Below are 17,248 nucleotides of genomic sequence, written 5' to 3'. Positions count from 1 at the left end.
AGGGCCCGGCCGCCCCTGCGTGAGCGGGAACGGCCGGGCCCGGTGAATCCGGTGGGGTCAGGGCAGTCGGTAGTCCGCGTTCAGGACCGCGCCCCGCTCCGGGTGGTACAGGTCGTAGCCGCGCGCGTCGCACTGGAAGCCGCCCACGATGCACTGGTCGACCAGCGCCTTGAGGGTGCGCTCCTCCCACGCGTTGAAGAAGTCGTAGTGGAAGGAGTAGCCGCGCCCGCCGGCCAGTCGGACCTGGCTCATGTCGCCGTTGACCGGGAAGGCCATCTTGAACTCGATCATCGGCAGGGCGACCGGGTGGGAAGCCGGGCACATGCTGTCGTTGGTGCCGGGCTTGACGACCGGGTAGGCCATGTGGCTCTTGTGGTCGGGTGTGTCGAGGTACTTGCCGTCCCAGCAACTGGGCGCCTGGAAACGTATGTTGAGTTGGACGTCGGGCCGGCTCGGACAGCTCGCCGGGAAGTCGACGTTGAAGAAGCTGTCACCGCACTCCCAGCCCTCGACGAAGCCGCGGTGGCGGCGGAACCCGTCGGCGCTCTGCACCGGGTCACCGACGACGAACCGCAGCCCCTTGGGGAACGGCCGCACGCTGGTGTAGTCGGTGACACCGGCCTTGTAGTAGATGACCTGCGGGCCCACCGGGAGGATCTTCTCGTCCCCGTTGTACAGGGACGGCATCCAGTACGCGGACGCGTCTGCGGGCGCCAGGCAGGTCGTCCCGCCTCCGTAGAGGCTCGCGGTCGTGCTCGCGGCGTTCGTCGTCGTGTTGCCCATGAAGGTGTGGTCATGGGATCTGCCCGGCTGTCCCGGGTACACGATCGGGTCGTCCGGCGCGGTGTGCGTGACGGAGCAGTTGGCCTGGAACTCCTTGTGGTAGCGCGGCGGCGGCGTGGCCGTGGACGGTGTGACGCCGGTGACCTGAGGGACTGCCGGTATGTAGCCGTCCCCGTCGGGGTCGTCGCCTGTCGCCTTGGTCGACACGGCCGTGGTGTGCCCGGCGTGCCCGCCGGCCGCGGCGGGGCTTCCCGGACCGGCAGCGGTGGTGACCGTGCCCAGGCCGAGAACCGTTGCGACGAGAGCGCTGCCGACAAGGAGCGCTGGGAGTCGTTTCGCGCGCCATCTCATGAAGGGCCTCCAGCCCGTCGGTGGGGGGGATGGTGACCCGGCAGGGGGCTGAGCGCTGCCCCCTGCCGGGGGCTTGGCGTGGTGCGTCAGCTGTAGACGCCGAACTCGTGGAGCAGACCGAGCACCGATTCGTTGCCCACGTTCCACATCAGCGTGGCCGGGTGCGACTTGTAGGTCTCCACCCACTTGGCGAACTCGGTCAGCATGCCGTTCTTGTACGTCGTGTCGGTCACGTAGTTCACACAGCCGCCGCTGCCCGGGCCGCCGCCCGGCTGGAGTCAGAAGCCGTTGACCACGCGGATGCCGTTGGCCGCCGCCGAGTCCAGCAGCGGCTTGGTGCCGCCGTCGGTGCCCCAGGTGCGGATCGTGTTGACGCCCATGGACTGGAGGTCCGTCATGTACCGGGGGGCGTCGGCGATGGCCGGGCCCCAGGTCAGCCCCTCGACGGTGTACGGCTGGCCGCCCACGGTGAGCTGCCAGTTCCCCTGGGAGCCCGTCACCCGGACCGCGTCCGTGGGGAGTGGCGGGGTGTCGTCCGTGTTCCCGTAGACCTGGAACTCCCAGAGGGAGTAGCCGTAGCCCCGGACCGCTGCGTCCCCAGCATCCGCACGTAGCGGCCGGAGCCCGTGAGGGCGAGGTCGTCCGTGCCGCCGTCGCCGCCGGTCACGGTCTTCAGCGTCCGCCAGTCGGTGCCGTTGTCGGACGCCTGGATCTCGTAGCTCCTGCCGTACGCGGCCTCCCACGTCAGGACGGCGCGGCTGAGATGCGCGCGCCGGCCGAGATCGATCCGAAGCCACTGCGGGTCGCTCCACCGGCTGGACCAGCGGGTGCCGGTGAGGTTGCCGTCGACGGCCGCCGAGGCGGCGTACGCGTCGCCCTCCTGTGACGAAGCGGTGGCGGGTCTGCCCTGCGACAGCAGGGTGTCGGCTGCTTGGGCGGGCGGGGCGGCGAGGCCGAGCGAGGACACCACCAGCGCACCGGGAGCCAGTACGGACAAGCCGGTCAGGCTGGTGCGGCGGTGGGTCGGAACGGCTGGGAAGGGGAGTATGGGCACATCTGCTCCTGGCAGGTCGGAGTGCCGGGTGGGGAGCGCTCACCAGGGGGATCCCCGGTCCCCGTTCGGCGCGTGGCCGCGGCGTGCCGCCCGGTCCGGAACGGCACGTCGCATGGGGCATTGCGGGGTACGGCCCCGGTCGCCCGGTCGAGGCACCGGGCCGCGGGGCCCCTCCGGGCCGGGGCTCCGGATGTCACCCGAACCGGAGGGGAGCCGGTGCCGGCCGCTGCCGGATCATCCAGCGGCCGGACTGTCAGGGGAACGACACGAGGGTGGACGGTACGGTCGAGGTTCCGGCCGGAACCGTGGACGCTCCGGTGTCGTTGATGACGTGGTTGTAGTGGCCCATGCCGCCGAGGGACACCACCAGCAGACTGTGGAACCTGACACCCGGCTTGACCGGGGTCTTGAAGCCGTGGTCCTGACGAATGGACGGGTCGACGTTGTAGTTGCAGTAGCTGCCCAGGCCCCACGCCTCGTGGGTGTTCACGGAGTCGTCGACGCGGTAGGCGGCGTAGCCCTGGGTGGTGCCGTTCTGGATGGCGGCCTGGTTGGGCGCGTCGTACGCCTTCTCGTTCTGGTAGAAGATCGTGCGGCCGCGCTCGCCGTACCACTCGACGTCGTACTTGTTGAAGTGCTCGACGAACAGGCCGGTGGCCAGTACGTCGTCACCGTTGACGCGGACACCGTAGTCGGCGCGGTTGGTCTCCCAGCCGACGCCGTCGCCGTGGTCGGCGCGCCACACCCAGGTGTGGTCGATGATCGTGTCGTCGCTGTTGATGACCATGCTGGTGGTGGCCTTGCCCGCGCCCGCGCCGCCGATGCGGACGTAGACGTCCTGGACGGTGGTGGGATTGGCGGCGTGATCGGCGGAGGCCCCCTGCGGGCCGACCTCCAGCAGGGTCGGAGAGTTGACGGGGCCGGCGTCGATGAGGAACCCGGCAAGGCGCACGCCGTCGACGTCGGCGACCCGCATCGCGGTCACCCCGTTGTCGGGGATGATCGTGGCCAGGCCCAGGCCCAGCACGATGGTGTTCGCCCGGTCGACGTTGATGGTCTGGTCGAGGTGGTAGATGCCCGGGGTGAACAGCAGGTGCAGGCCCTGGGCGAGCGCCTGGTTGAGGGTGGCGGCGGTGGTGCCGGGCTTGACGACGTAGAACCGGCTCAGCGGAATCGACTCGCCCTGCGGGATGCCGTTCGCCCAGGTGGTGCCGCGAGCGTCGGTGCGCTTGGCCGGCGCGAACACCTTGTACTCGCTGCCGTCGAGGTAGAGGAACGGCTTCTCGCGGGAGACGGGGGTGGTGTTCAGGGTGGTGTAGCGGGGCTCGGGGAAGCTGGTGGCCGGCGCCCCCTCGACGCCGGAGAAGACCTGATTCCACACGGAGTTGGACCAGCCGCCGATGGCGCTGTCACGGGTGTACCACTGCTGCTGCGAGTAGTTGCCGACCTGACCGTCGATCTTCGAGTCGGCGATGTAGCCGCCGCTGGCCCAGCCGTAGCCGTTCGGCGCGAGGTTCAGGCCGCCCTTCACGTGCATCCGGCGGAACGACGCCGCCTGCGAGACCGCCCACCGGTTGGTGCCGTTCACCGGGTTCAGCGCCAGGTTCTCGGCCGCCCGCCAGAAGTTCTGCGTGGCGTTGCCGTTGAACCAGCCCGCGTCGACCGTCACGTCACCGTTGACGGTCGTGTCGTCGGGCCGCAGGCCGAGGCCCGCGATCTGGGTGTAGAAGCCGATCTGGGCGTTGAGGTTGTTGTACGTGCCCGGCTTGAAGAAGAACGCGTGCCGGCCGCTGCCGAACTGCGCCGCCTCCTGCTGGCGGAACACCTCGTCCAGCTTCGCCTGGATGCCCGGCGTCGACGGGTCGAAGACATGCACGTTCGGGCCGAGGTCACCGCCGCCCGGCAGCTGCGGGCCCCCGGTGCCGCTCTCGCCGTACACCTTGAACTCCCAGAGCGAGTAGCCCCACTGGGTGGCGCGGACAGTGCCGTACATCCGTACGTAGCGGGCCTCGCCCGTCACGGAGACGGTGTCCGTGCCGCCGTCGCCGGTGGCGGTCTGGTAAGCCGTCGACCAGTCGGAGCCGTTGGCGGACAACTCGATGCGGTAGCCCTTGCCGTACGCCGTCTCCCAGTCCAGGACGACCTGGCTCACCTTGGTGGTCGCGCCGAGGTCGACGCGGATCCACTGCGGGTCGGAGTGGGCACTGGACCAACGGGTGCCGGAGTTGCCGTCGACGGCATCGGCGGCCGGGGTGCCGCCGTGCTCCTGGCTGGAGGCCGTGACCGGCTTGCCCTGGGACAGCAGCACGGGCGCGGCCTCGGCCTCCTGAGCGGGCGCGAAGGCGAGAAGGGCGGCGGCAAGAGCGGTGACCACCGCACCGACGACACCTCGGCGCGCGGATCTGCGAGGTGGCGGTGGCACTAGTGACGGTACGTCAATTCTTGGCACGTGGGGGCTCCTTGGGAACGAGGACGACGTGGGAGAGCGCTCCCGGGAACCTTGCCCGCAACGAGAGGGGACGGTCAAGGCATCTGTCATCACTTATCTTTCACCTTTCATTAAGTGGCAGTTCGCACGGCACAACGGAGCAGGCCCCGGGAAAGGGCACGGGTCCCGGGCGACGCTGCGACTGTCTCCCGGGACCGGTGGGACCCCGGTTCACGGTCGGGCACAGAGGCGGTGCCGCGCCGCAGGCATCCGGCGTGCCGGAGAAGGGGTGTCGGGTGGGCGTCTGGCCGAAGAACCAGCGGGCCGCCGCCCGCAAGGCCGCCGAAATCGAGCAGCGGCGTGCCGAAGGCCCGCCCGTCGGATCGGCGGCCGGTCGAACACCTGGAACAGGACCGACCCGGCTGAGGTTCGTCAGGCCAGGACGTCGGCCACCGCGTCGGCGAAGGCGCGGACCCGTGCGGTCTCGCGGTCGCCGCGCCAGACGAGCCCGAGTGCGGAGTCCGGGAGGCCGGTCACCGGGACGTATGCCACATCCCGGCGGTGGTGGTGTTCGGCGGTGGGACAGCACAGCAGCATCACGCCCCGGTTGGCCGCCACCAGTGACAGACCCTCCTGGAGGGTGCCGGCCGCTGGTCCCTGCGGTATCGGGGTGCCGGACGGGGTGCGGGTGGGTGCCTGCGTCTCGCGCCAGTAGTCCGGTGCCGGGGCGGCGACGCCGACGAGTGGTGTGGTGGCCAGGTCCTCGGCATCCAGGGTGATCCGGTCTGCGAACGGATGCCTGCGGGAAACCGCCAGGTACTGCGGCTGGCGGGAAAAGACCGGTCCGAGTACGAGTGTCGGCTCCGCGACCGGCAGCAGTACCACGGCGGTGTCCACCTCGTCGCGGTACAGCGGTCCGAAGGGGTCGGAGAGCGGAAGTTCGGCGATCTGGACGACGCATCCGGGGAACCGGTCCTCGAACTCGCCGATCACATCGATGAGGCCGTGTCCCACGGTGCCCTGAAATCCGATGCGCAGCGGCCCGCTGAACCCTGAAGCCGCCGCGCGGGCGTTGTCGACGGTGTCGCGCAGTGCGATGTAGGCGGGGCGGAGGGCGGTGAGGAAGTCCTCACCGAGCCGGGTGAGGCGCACCCGGCGGCTGGTGCGGTCCACCAGCCGGGCCCCGATGCGCTGCTCCAGGGAGCGGATCAGCTGGCTGACCCGGCTCTGGGACACGTACAGCCGGTCGCCGGTCCGGCCGAAATGCAGTTCCTCGGCGAGGATCAGGAAGCATTCCAGCTCGCGGATCTCCACCGTACCCGCTGCTGCCCGCCGCCCGCCGGTACTGCCTGGTCCGGCCGCTGCCATGGTGCAGCCCCCTCCTGCCTGGTGCGGCCCGGTGCAGGCCGCACTCCGTCCGCGCCGTCGTTCGATCAGCCCACCTCATGGAAGCATGAGGACTCCGCGCTTGTTCCGGCTGCGGCGGGGCAGTTGGCTGAGGTCATGGCGGAAGTTGATGACCTGTCCGTGGACGCGCCCGCGCCGGAGAGATCTCCGAGGGGCGGGTGGCCCGCGGTGGCGGCCGTGGCAGCCGGCACCTTCACCGTGGTGACGTCCGAGATGTTGCCGGTGGGCCTGCTCACGCCCGTCAGCGGTTCGCTGGAGGTGAGCGAGGGCACGGCCGGGCTGACCCTCACCGTCACCGGTCTGGTCGGTGCGTTCTCGGCGCCGCTGATCACCGCGGCGGTGGGCCGCGTCGACCGGCGCGTGATCCTCTGTTCTCTCATGGTGCTGGTGGCGGCGGCCAACGTACTCGCCGCCTGGTCGCCGCACTTCGCGGTGATGATGGTGGCTCGGGTGCTGGTCGGTATCGGGATGGGCGGTGTCTGGGCGCTCGCCGGCGGTCTGGCGGTGCGGCTGGTCGCGGCGAGGTCGATCGGACCGGCGACCTCCATGATTTTCAGCGGTATCGCCGTCGCCTCGGTGGTGGGCGTGCCGGCCGGTGCGTACATCGGTGAACTGGCGGGCTGGCGCGAGGCGTTCTACGCCGTCGGAGGGCTGGCGCTGCTCGTGTCCGCGGCCATGGCCGTGCTGCTGCCGCCGCTGCCCGCCCAGGAGGTGGTCGCACTGGGCGGAGTGCTGCGGCTGTTCGGCAACTCGCGGGTGGCCACCGGGCTCGCGGTGGTGGCCCTGCTGGTGACCGGCCACTTCGCCGCGTACACCTACGTGCGGCCGGTCCTGGAAGAGGTCTCGGGCGTCGGGGTGTCGATGATCGGCACGTTGCTGCTGGCCTACGGGCTCGCCGGTGTCACGGGCAACTTCGCGGTCGGCGCCCGGGTGGGCCGGTCGGTGCGCGGCACCCTGCTTCTGATCAGCGGCACACTGGCCGCCTCCGTGCTGCTCGTGCCGCTGCTCGGGCTGTCCGTGGCCGGTGCGGCGATCCTGCTGGTGATGTGGGGCCTGGCCTACGGCGGTGTGTCGGTGAGCACCCAGACCTGGCTGGCCTTGGCCGCCCCCGGAACCCGGGAGGGCGTGACCTCGCTGTTCGTGGGCGTGTTCAACGGAGCCATCGCTCTGGGTGCCTTCGCGGGCGGCCGGGTGGCGGACGGCTTTGGCACCCGGTCGGTACTGTGGCTGGGCGGCGCGCTGGCGTTGGGCGCCCTCCTGACGACCTCACTTGGACGCGCACCCTCACCACGTGACACCGGAACCGAAGCCACGGACTGAACTTGGCCACCACCGCACACACGGAAAGGCCTTACGGCACAGTCACCGTGCTGGTGGGCGCCGACCTGGGTGCCTGTCCCTACGCCAACTCCGTACTCGTTCGCGGCACCGCCGAGACGCTGCTCATCGACCCGTCGCTGTCCCTCGCCGGAACGGCGCCGCCCACGGCCCCGGTCCTCGTGAGCCACGCGCACGAGGACCACGCCGCAGGTCTCGCCGACTACGACGCGTCCGTCCGCATCCGCGAGAAGGACCTGGCCGCGCTGCGGTCACGCGAGGTCGTGGTCGAAGGCTACGGTCTGCCCCGGAGGGCACCGAGCGTACCCACGCGATGATGCGCGACCACTTCCACGTGCGGGACCGTCCCGACGCCACGGGGTTCGAGGACGGCACGGTGTTCGACCTCGGCGGACGCACCGTGACCGTCGTCCACCTGCCGGGTCACACGCCGGGCCACAGCGGCTTCCTGATCGAGCCGGACGGCTTCCTCTTCGTGGCGGACATCGACCTGACGTCGTTCGGGCCGTACTACGGAGACGTCGGCAGCAGCCTCACGGACTTCGAGACTTCCCTGCTCCGGTGCCGGGACATCGGTCTCGCCCGCCAGACCCTCCCCCTCAGCGGCCAGGAGCCCGGTCCCCCTTGGCTTTCTTCTCCTTGTTCTTCTGCGCCTTCCCTTCTTCCTTCTGTGCCTTTTTCTGGCTCTTCTCGGCCTTCTTGGATGTGCCGGCCTGTTCGCTGGATGTGTTTGCCCTGGACTGCTTTTGCGTAGGGGAGGGGCTCATGGTCAGGCCGTCCTGAACGCCGTCCGAGGGCGTGCGGGGCGTTGAGGCTCCGGTGCCGTGTGCGGTTGCCTCGGTGGCCGGGTTCCGGCTCGGTTCGTCCGGGGTGGAGCGGAGGCTTCGCTCCGAGGAGGCCTCATGGGGCGGATCGGCCGGGGTGTCGGGAACGGAGGACGATGGAGCGAGGGGTGGTGCGTCGTTCTTCTCAGCGGTGCTGTGCGGCAGTTCGGTCGGCGCGGAGGGACGACTGGCGGCCTGGGTCGCCTTTTCGCGGCTTCCTTGGTGTGAAGAGCCGTCGGAGACGGCAAGGGCAGTGGTCAGGACGGCAGCGAGCGCGGCGGTCCCACCGGCGACCAGGGCGCGGCGTCGTGTGCCTGCGGTTTTCCGCCCGGTCGTGCTGAGGGCGGCAGGCAACGGGTTCAGGTGCGTGCGTTCGGCCTCCCGCACCGGTTCCCGACTCGGCACGACACTCGCGGCGTGGATCGCGGAGGGGGCGGAAACGGAGTCCGTCGTGCCGGCCAGGGCAGTCAGGGTCCGGGCGCACTCGTGTGCCGTCGGGCGCTCCCACTCGTTCAGGGCCGTCATGTTCCGCAGCAGGACCGCGAAGCCCTGCGGCAGGAAATCGGGCAGTACGGGCTGACGATGAAGCCGTGCGATCGCGGCCTCGAGGGGGCCGCCGTCGTATTCGAGCCTGCCCGTGAGGCACTCGAGGAGGACGAGACCGAGGGCGTAGACGTCGGCGGGCCGGCTGACGGGCTGGCCGAGCACTTGCTCGGGGGACAGATACGCGGCGGTGCCGATGAGGGTGCCGGTGGCGGTACGGGTGGTGGCGTCGAGCAGTCGGGAGATGCCGAAGTCGGTCAGGTGAGGGTGACCGGATGCGTCCAGGATGATGTTGGACGGCTTCACGTCGCGGTGGACGATCCCTGCTTCGTGCGCGTGGGCCAGGCCCTCGGCAAGGCCGGCGCCGAGCGCGGCTGTCTCTTCAGGGGGCAGACGACCTTCGGTGATGCGGGCTTTCAGCGTGGGGCCTTCGATCAGTTGCATGACCAGGTAGGCACGGCCGTTGTGCCGTCCGACGTCGTAGGCGGTGACCAGCCCGGGATGCTGCAGCCTGGCCAGAATGACCGCTTCGCTCTGGAAACGTTCCTCCATGTCGATATCGGCGCCCGGCCGGAAGACCTTGACCGCGACCGGTCGCCTCAGGCGCAGGTCGAAGCCGCGGTGGACGTCGGCGGCACCACCCGAGCCGATGAGCCCGTCCAGGCGATACCGCCCGGCCAGCACATCGACGGAACACCGGGAGGCCAGTGCCAGAGCCGACTCGCGGAGCCTCATTCCATCTCCCACTGCTTCGAAGAAGGGTCCGTACAGGCACTCGTTGCCGACGGGATGCCGGACACACGTACCCAGGAGAGCTCGGGCTACCCCAACGGACCGGTGGCCGCCGATCCGCACGCCCGGGCTCTGAGCGTTCGGCAGCGGCATGTCGCCGGGTTCCAAGAGCCCCCGTCGGCGTGTCGGTATGCGGCACGCACGGTGGCCGCTGAAGGCGGACGCCGGGCAACCGCTGGAACACCTCGGTCTGCGGCACTTGCAGGAGGTGGTGGCCGCACGGCGGCGGCTGCGGCCGTCGGGCCCGCGCGGCACCACCGGAACCGGCGCCCCCACCCGGCGGGTGCTCCGGTTCCGGCCCGTGCGCGCCGCCGCTTCCGTAGCATGGCGCCATGGTCCTCAGCCGACGCCGCACCGCCGCTCCGCGGTCCCGTGTGCTCGTCCTCCACGGCTGTTGTTGATCCCCACAGGGTGATCCGCGCCGCTCGTGGTCCCCGTCCGCCCGCCGGGTGGACGCACCGCGCCGGTGCCGGGCGCCGCACCAGGGCACCTCCCCGTCTCCGGGGCCGTCCACCTCGATCTCCGCGTTCCCGACGCACCGTCCTTCCTCGGCGAGGGCCGTGCTCCGGGTGAAAGGCAGGCTGCCATGCGTACCTCCGAAACCGCGCACGACCGTCGCAGGCTCCGCCAGTGGCTGGCCGGCGAGGCCCGCGCCGACGGCGTCGCCCGCCGCGACATGCTCCGGCTCCTCGCGGCCGCCGGACTGGCCGGTGCCGCCACCGCCGCGCCGGGCCCCTTCGCGCGGGCCGCCGACCGGGCCGTCGCCGCGGCCGGGATCGTCAAGCCCCTGCCGGAGGCGTGGTTCACCGTCCGCGGCACCAACGCCGAGACCCGGTTCGCCGCCCTCGCCGGAACCGGCTACCACACCCCCAACGAACGCTTCTTCGTCCGTAACCACACCGCGACGCCCGTCCTCGACGCCGCCGACTGGTCGCTCACCGTCTGGGGCGACGGCCTCCGCCACCGGCGCCCGGTCGAGTTCTCCCTCGACGACCTGAGGACGTTTCCGGCCGTCTCGCACAGCGCGTTCGTGGAGTGCGCGGGCAACGGGCGCAGTCTGTTCACCACCCAGCAGGGTCAGTCCGTCAGCGGCACCGCCTGGACGCTCGGTGCGATCGGTGCCGCCCGCTGGCGCGGTGTCCGCCTCGCCGACGTCCTCAGGCGGGCCGGTCTGGACCGGCGCGCCGTGGACGTCATGCCGCGCGGTCTCGACGCCCCCTACACCACCGCCGACGGCACCGACCTCGGCCGGGTCCGCCGTCCTCTGCCGCTGTCCAAGGCTCTCGACGACGTCCTGCTCGTCCACGAGATGAACGGCGAACCGCTGCCGCCCGACCACGGGCACCCCGTACGGCTCCTGGTGCCGTCCTGGATCGGCATCGCCTCCATCAAGTGGATCGGCGACATCGAGGTGGCGGCGCAGCCCCTCTACTCGCCCTGGAACACCGACTTCTACCGGCTCTTCGGAAACGCCCACCCGACCGGGGGCAGCGCCCCTCTGACCCGGCAGACCGTCAAGAGCGCCTTCGAGCTGGACCGGGAGGCGCACCTGCCCGCGGGCACCACGCACCGGCTCACCGGACGTTCCTGGTCCGGGACCGGGGGCATCGTCCGGGTCGAGGTCAGTACCGACGGCGGCGCCACCTGGGGCGAGGCCCGGCTGCACGACAGGCCGCGCCGGGACGGCTGGGTCCGCTGGTCCACCCGGTGGCGGCCGTCGGCCCCCGGCTCCTACACCCTGCTGGCCCGGGCCACCGACAGCACCGGACGGACCCAGCCGGACACCACCGCCGCCAACACCCAGGGCTACCTCTTCGACGCGGTCGTCCGCCACCCGGTGCACGTCGTCTGAGAACGGGCGGGGCGGGGCGGTTTCGGGCCCGCCCCGCCTCCACCGCCGGTCACGGGGCCGTCGACCAGGGGCATGGACCTCCTCCTCGGTCCGAAGCAGGCGGCGGCGTCCGTACGCGCGAGCACGCACCCGGTCCCCCACCCGGGTGCAACGCGCGCGGTTCTGGCCGTGATCCGGAACGGCGGGGCCGCCGACGCGTGCGCAGTATCAGCCCTCGCAGGGCTTCCCCACAGACCGGTGCCGCCGGCGCAGTGGAGGACGTCGCGGCGCACACCGAGGGAGTCGGCCTCGTACGTGCGGTGCGTTCACGCGCGCGCCCCGACCCGTGCGTCGGGCGCATGGAAGACGAGCGTCCGCGAGCACCGGAACAGTCACCGGCCAGCACATACGGGTACATGTCTTGCCGTCTCTTACGCCACTGCCACGAAACCGAGAGATCGCGGCAAGAGCGTAGCCCCCGGCTTCCCGGGCGACACGGTCCGCGTGGCTACAGCCGACCGAGCACGTCGGCCGGTGGGTCAGGGCAGGCTGGTCGTCATGAGCGTGATCTCGCCCCTGGTGAAGCAGTTGGGACTGGAACCGCACCCGGAGGGCGGCTGGTTCCGGCGGACGTGGCAGACCGAGGCGCATACCATCGCGGAGGGCCGCCGCGCAGTACGTCCCTGCGCGACAGGGATCTACTACCTGCTCCATCCCGGCGAGTTCTCGCGCTGGCACCGGGTGCGGTCGGACGAGCTGTGGCTGTGGCACCGCGGCCAAGCCCTGGACCTCCGGCTCGGCGGCAGCGGTCCCGACCCGGACCCGGCGGGTGCGGTGGTCCTGGGGCCCTGCGTCGAACTCGGACAGCGGCCCCAGTGCCTCGTGCCGGCCGGAGAGTGGCAGACCGCCCGTTGCGAGGGCGACGAGCCGGTGCTGGTGTCGTGCATCGTCGCTCCCGGCTTCCACTACGACGACTTCGAGATGCGCTGATCCGGCCTCCCCACCGGTGCCGGGAGGTGTGCCTGTCCCTCCCCCGCGAACGACTCGCCCCGACACCACCGGTCACTGAGCTTCTTCGAGTGGGCCACTGATCGGGTGACGTCCGCGAAGCGCAACGAGCGAGGCCCCCGGGCGGTCGATCGAGATGTCCGACGCCTCGGCCACACGGCTCGGGGACCTCGCTGGCCGTACAGGGGGTCACCGGTCCCGGAGGCCCGCTGCTGTGGCTCTCGCCCGCGCTGCCAGGCCGCTCCCACGGCCTGACCGCGCCCCGTACCCGCCGGATCGTCCGTATCCGCGGACGCCAGGGCGTCCCCGTCCCGGCCGGCCCGAGGGACGAGCCGGCCTGCGGGGCCTGACCGGTCGCGGGCCGGGCGGCGATGCGCGGGCCCCTGCCGTGTCTCCCAGGGGACGTGGCAGGGGCCGGGGGTCACCTTCCGCGTCGTGCGGTGGTGTCCGTTTCGGCCACCGAGCGGATGAAGGCGATCGCGCGGGAACGCAGGCCCTCGCGGCGTTCCTCCAGGTGGTCGCCCTGTTCGAGGGAGCGGGGCCCGCGGAGCGGTTTGGCGTTGACCTTGACCGCGCAGTCGAGGTCGGTGCAGAGCAGGATGCCGACGGCGTTCAGACGCTGCCGCTTGTCGCGCGACGGCCGTCGGGCGGTGAACAGCGAGACCTCGTTGAACCGGCGGGAGGAGCGGCACAGGTCGCACATCACCGCCCGCGAACCGAGCGCGGCGTCGTTCGGGGCCTGCCGCAGCAGCACTCCCAGCGGCTGTCCGGCGGCCTCGGTGACGAGGTAGGCGCGCTGCGGCGCTCGCAGATCCCGCCAGCCGAGGTAGTCGATCCGGTCCCACCGGACGTCGTCGAACCAGGCGGGCAGCCGGAGCTTCTTCTCGGTGGGGTCCAGGTTCACGAGGGAACCCCGGATCTCTTCCCGCGTCATGGGGCGCATGGTTTCTCCTGTGATCGAAGGAATCGTGCGGGTCGGGGCGTCGGCGATTCCTCGCTCGGCGCATGGGTGCGGAACTGCCGGGGCACGCGGTGCGCGATGGGCGGTGCGGTGCCCCGGCGGGATGTGGGAGCCGGGCGTACGGCCCGGCAAGCCGGCCTCGCCGACCAGACGCCGGGCGCTACGGCCGTCGTGGAACAGACGCCGCGGACGAGCGGCCCTGCGCCGTCGGACGGGCCGACAGGCTCAGTCCTTCCGTCCGTCCGGGACGGCAGGCTCCACCGTCACCGCGAACACGCCGGCCGACGGGCGGGCCCATGGAGGGGCCGACGAGGCGGTCCGGTCAGGGCCGGTGAGATGGGCTGCCGAGGGCCGCGGGCACGACGGGCGGCGATGGCGCCGTGTGCCGTCGGCGGGGAGAGCGGACACGGCCGGGCCACGCCATGCGGACGTGGGGGTACCGGACCCGAGAGGGGTGCGCGCGGTGCTGGACGAAGGCTTGCGGGGGATGGACACCCGGGTGCTCCTTGCTGAGGAATCTGAGATGACAGCAAGAACAGGCCGAGCGGCCTCGACGGAAAGACGTCAGGCCTCAGCTGCCCGACCGCGTGGTCAGGCGCACGAGGGAGGCCGAGTCGGGCGCACCGGCGTCCACGTCCGGGTGCCGTCCGTCGAGGACGGCGTCACGAACGGACGTTACGCGATGCCGCGAGGCGAGCTCGGCGCCGGCCGGGGCACAGAATCTCTTTTCCAGGGCACACGGCCCAGAACAGACTGCAAGGACTCCGCCAGGGTAATGGCCGCTCCGCGGTGGACGCCAGCGAATTACGTCCCGCGCGCAGGCCGCCCTCCGCCACCGCCCCCGCCTGACGGCCGCCGTGCTCCGGGCACCGGTTCACGCCATTTCCGGAGGAACGGCACTGACGGTTGTGTGATGCGCGCCACGATGACGACGAACTCCCGTTCGGTGTCGATCCATCGGTCAACCCGTCAGAAGGAGCGCTCGTGACCCAGACCCCACTCCCCTCACCCGTGGTCGTCGAGGACCCGGTCGTCAGGTTCTCCAGTGCCCCGCAGCGCCGGCCCCTGCGGCATCTGGGCAGGCCCTCGCTGCGCACCTCCGTCTCCGGCGCCCGGCGGCGCGCCCGTGGGGAGGCGCCCCGAGTCCTCCTCGTCGTCCCCTCCTACACACGGGTCGTGGAGCCCTCTCCCGAGCGCAGCAGTTTCCGGGCGCTCGGCCTGGAGACCTTCGAGGTCATGAAGCGGGCGGGCACTCCGATCGGGCTGCTGCGCATCGCGGCCAACGCCCGTCTCGCCGGCTTCGACGTCCGCATCGTCGACTCGCCCTTCGCCGGCTGGGAGCAGGAACGCCGGCTCGTGGACCTCGGCGGCGGCAGCAGCCTCGTCCGCTACGGCCTCGACGACGCCCAGTTACGCGCCGTCATCGAGGAGTTCGAGCCGGATGTCGTGGGCGTGCAGTGCATCTACACGGTCCAGTGGGGCAACGCGCGCGCCCTGGCCGACCTGGTCAAGGACGTCGACCCGGCGATCGTGACGGTCACCGGCGGCGCCCACCCCAGCGGGGACTGGCGGTACGCCGTCCCGGACTCCCCCTTCGACCACGTCGTCATCAACGAGGCCGACCAGACCTTCACCTCGCTGCTGCTGGCGCTGACGGAGGAGGGCGGCGACATCGACGCGGTGCCCGGCGTCGCCTACCGGCGGGCCGACCTCGCCGTGGTGCGCACCACCGCCAGGTCGCCGTACATGCGCATCCTGCCGAAGCGGCAGGGCCTGGACCAGCGGCTCGGCATGATGCCGCTGCCGGACTTCGGCATGCTGGACATGCGCCAGTACGAGCAGCCGTACCACTCGTCGGGGAAGCGGGTGCGCGACCACGGTTCCTGGGCGCAGATCTTCTCGACCATCGGCTGCAACGTCGGCTGCGACTTCTGCTACATCCCGATGGTCAACGGCCCCTGGCGGGCGCTGGGCACCGACTGGTTCGACCTGCACCTCGCCGAGATCACCAAGCAGGGCGTGACCGAGGTGCTCATCGAGGACGACCACCTGCTGCACGATCCGCTGTACGCGATGCGCGTCTTCGAGCTGCTGCGCAAGCACGACCTGCCGTGGGTGGAGGAGGGCGGGCTGAGCCTGTTCAACCTCGTTCTGCTGCACCTGGGCGAGGAGTTCGCGGCCGGCATGGACGACGCCGACCGGCGCAACCCCAACTTCCGCAACATCCTCTCCGCGATGCGCTCCGGACTGACCTGCCGCGACCTGATCAAGGCCATGGCCGCCGGCGGCTGCTACAGCGTCTACCTCGCCGTGGAGAGCGCCAACGAGGACAGCCTGGAGCAGTCCGGCAAGCCGCGCCTCAACGCCTTCCAGAAGGCCACCGGCGAGATCGTGGAGATGTTCACGGAGTACGGCATCCAGGTCACCGGCGGTTTCATGCTCGGCTTCGTCAACCCGCCCGAGCGGCCCGGGGACGAACCGTACATCGAGTCGCTGGAGCAGATCGAGAAGACCATCGACTACGCGGTCACGCTCATGGGCCACGGGATGGCCTATGCCAACCCCTTCATCGTCACCCCGCTGCCGGGAACGAAGATGTGGGACTTCCAGAAGGACTACGTCGTGCGCCACTACGACAACGGCTGGTCGCACGAGAAGGCGACCATGGCGACGGACAGGTGGACGGCGGAGGACATCGAACGGATGCGCCTGGAGTTGCTGGTGCGCGCCAACGGGGCCGACAAGGTGACCGAAATGGTCCGCCGCGGAACGTGGCCCGTGGACGCCTGAGGGGCGTGCGGCACGGTCGCGCCGGGCTCAGCCCCGGCGGCGCGCGGCACGCAGCGCGTCCGCCGACGCGATCACGGCACCACCGGTGATCAGCACGCATGCGGCGGCGACGGGCCAGCTCGCCTCGGCCCGTCCCGTCGCGATCAGCAGGGCGGTGGACAGCAGCGGGGCGAAGTACGAGAGGGTGCCCAGCAACCGGATGTCGCCGTGCTTGGTGCCGTGGTCCCAGACGTAGAACGCGCCGCCGACCGGCCCGAGGCCCAGGGCGAGCACAGCCAGCCACTGGCCGCCGTCGGGCCGGACCGTGTCCTCGAACAGCAGGTGACAGGTGCCCGCGAGCACCGCGGTGGCCAGGCAGAAGAACGCCACCACGTCCGTCGGGACCTTCGGGTACCGCCGGTTGGCCACCGAGTAGGCCGACCACACGACCGCGCAGACGGCGGCCGCCGCGTACCCGAGCAGGTACTCCCCGCGGAACTGGACGCCCTTCCCGCCGGTGACCAGCAGGAAGGTGCCGCCGAGACCGAGCAGCGCCCCCGCCGCGTGCCACCAGCGCAGCCGTTCGCCCGGCAGCAGCGCGGAGAACACGACGATCAGCAGCGGCCACAGATACGCGATGAGGCCGGCGTCGACCGCGGGGGCCTCGCGCAGGGCCACGAAGTAGAAGAAGTGGTAGCCGAACAGGCCGCCGATCCCCAGGGCCCAGGCTCCACGGGGCACCGCACGGGCCTGCGCCGCGCCCGCGCGCAGCGCCCGGGGCAGGCCGAGGGCGCCGCCCACCGCGAACGCCATCGCCGTGAGCTGGAACGGCGGGATCCCTCCGGTCAGCGTGGTGAACAGGGCCAGAGAGGCCCACAGCAGCACGGCCCCGGCGCCGATCGCGGTGGCCCGCAGCCGGTGCGCCGGTTGCGTCGCCGCGTGGCGTTCCTCCTCCGGCGCCCCGACGCCGGCCCGCGCGTCCTGCGCGTCCACATGCCCTCCAGCCCACCGCCCTCGCATGACGGTCCGTCAACTCTTGGTCACTTGGAGGCATCGTAGGGAAGTGCCGTGCGCGGCACCGTACTTTCCGGTCAGCGGGCCGGTCGCGGCACCGAACCCCTGAGCCCGCTCACCGGCCGACGGCCCGGCGGGCTCGCGG

At 71.4% G+C, this 17,248-nt stretch carries 11 protein-coding genes and 2 pseudogenes; 6 read left to right on the top strand and 7 right to left on the bottom strand.

Annotated elements, in window-relative coordinates:
- Nucleotides 1-57: 57 nt before the first annotated feature.
- The 4 genes and pseudogenes from ACZ4V6_RS06050 to ACZ4V6_RS06035 all read right to left on the bottom strand — a co-directional run bounded on the left by ACZ4V6_RS06050 (nucleotide 58) and on the right by ACZ4V6_RS06035 (nucleotide 5,984).
- Entirely contained in the window at nucleotides 58-1,134 is a 1,077-nt protein-coding gene (locus tag ACZ4V6_RS06050; RefSeq protein WP_467822894.1) for a DUF1996 domain-containing protein, read from the bottom strand.
- Between the two features lie 113 nt (nucleotides 1,135-1,247).
- Nucleotides 1,248-2,140 (bottom strand): annotated as a pseudogene (locus ACZ4V6_RS06045) (discoidin domain-containing protein); the annotation flags it as partial.
- Between the two features lie 301 nt (nucleotides 2,141-2,441).
- A complete protein-coding gene (locus ACZ4V6_RS06040) occupies nucleotides 2,442-4,637 on the bottom strand; it encodes a discoidin domain-containing protein (RefSeq protein ID WP_467822891.1) in 2,196 nt (731 codons plus the stop codon).
- 411 nt (nucleotides 4,638-5,048) lie between these two features.
- Entirely contained in the window at nucleotides 5,049-5,984 is a 936-nt protein-coding gene (locus tag ACZ4V6_RS06035) for a LysR family transcriptional regulator (protein ID WP_467822889.1), read from the bottom strand.
- 207 nt (nucleotides 5,985-6,191) lie between these two features.
- Between ACZ4V6_RS06035 and ACZ4V6_RS06030 the strand changes: the two genes are divergently transcribed.
- Entirely contained in the window at nucleotides 6,192-7,343 is a 1,152-nt protein-coding gene (locus ACZ4V6_RS06030; RefSeq protein WP_467823150.1) for an MFS transporter, read from the top strand.
- A gap of 2 nt (nucleotides 7,344-7,345) precedes the next feature.
- Nucleotides 7,346-7,678, top strand: coding sequence for an MBL fold metallo-hydrolase (locus ACZ4V6_RS06025; protein ID WP_467822886.1), 333 nt, complete (start codon nucleotides 7,346-7,348; stop codon nucleotides 7,676-7,678).
- Between the two features lie 282 nt (nucleotides 7,679-7,960).
- Here the strand turns inward: ACZ4V6_RS06025 and ACZ4V6_RS06020 are convergent, their stop codons facing one another.
- Entirely contained in the window at nucleotides 7,961-9,463 is a 1,503-nt protein-coding gene (locus ACZ4V6_RS06020; protein WP_467822883.1) for a protein kinase domain-containing protein, read from the bottom strand.
- Between the two features lie 643 nt (nucleotides 9,464-10,106).
- Between ACZ4V6_RS06020 and ACZ4V6_RS06015 the strand changes: the two genes are divergently transcribed.
- The 3 genes and pseudogenes from ACZ4V6_RS06015 to ACZ4V6_RS06005 form a co-directional block, all read left to right on the top strand.
- Nucleotides 10,107-11,372: a sulfite oxidase gene (locus tag ACZ4V6_RS06015; RefSeq protein ID WP_467822881.1), complete on the top strand. Its 1,266-nt coding sequence runs from the start codon at nucleotides 10,107-10,109 to the stop codon at nucleotides 11,370-11,372.
- A 537-nt stretch (nucleotides 11,373-11,909) separates the two neighbouring features.
- Nucleotides 11,910-12,341: a cupin domain-containing protein gene (locus ACZ4V6_RS06010; RefSeq protein WP_467822879.1), complete on the top strand. Its 432-nt coding sequence runs from the start codon at nucleotides 11,910-11,912 to the stop codon at nucleotides 12,339-12,341.
- 197 nt (nucleotides 12,342-12,538) lie between these two features.
- Nucleotides 12,539-12,676, top strand: a pseudogene (locus tag ACZ4V6_RS06005) (IS5/IS1182 family transposase); the annotation flags it as partial.
- Nucleotides 12,677-12,780: 104 nt separating this feature from the next.
- Here the strand turns inward: ACZ4V6_RS06005 and ACZ4V6_RS06000 are convergent.
- On the bottom strand, nucleotides 12,781-13,302 hold the full coding sequence (locus ACZ4V6_RS06000) for an FBP domain-containing protein (RefSeq protein WP_467822876.1): 522 nt from the start codon (nucleotides 13,300-13,302) through the stop codon (nucleotides 12,781-12,783).
- 1,002 nt (nucleotides 13,303-14,304) lie between these two features.
- On the opposite strand from ACZ4V6_RS06000, the gene ACZ4V6_RS05995 reads away from it, so the two are divergent.
- Nucleotides 14,305-16,110 carry a B12-binding domain-containing radical SAM protein gene (locus ACZ4V6_RS05995; RefSeq protein WP_467822874.1) on the top strand — a complete coding sequence of 602 codons (1,806 nt, stop codon included), beginning with the start codon at nucleotides 14,305-14,307 and terminating at the stop codon, nucleotides 16,108-16,110.
- A 27-nt stretch (nucleotides 16,111-16,137) separates the two neighbouring features.
- Here ACZ4V6_RS05995 and yddG read toward each other — a convergent pair whose 3' ends face one another.
- Nucleotides 16,138-17,082, bottom strand: a complete 945-nt coding sequence (gene yddG, locus ACZ4V6_RS05990; protein ID WP_467822872.1) for an aromatic amino acid exporter YddG — start codon at nucleotides 17,080-17,082, stop codon at nucleotides 16,138-16,140.
- Between the last annotated feature and the right edge of the window lie 166 nt (nucleotides 17,083-17,248).

This window comes from Streptomyces sp. NPDC029152 (assembly GCF_055564355.1).
The sequence above is the reverse complement of the archived record's forward strand: the minus strand, read 5'-3'. Positions and strand labels throughout refer to the sequence as shown.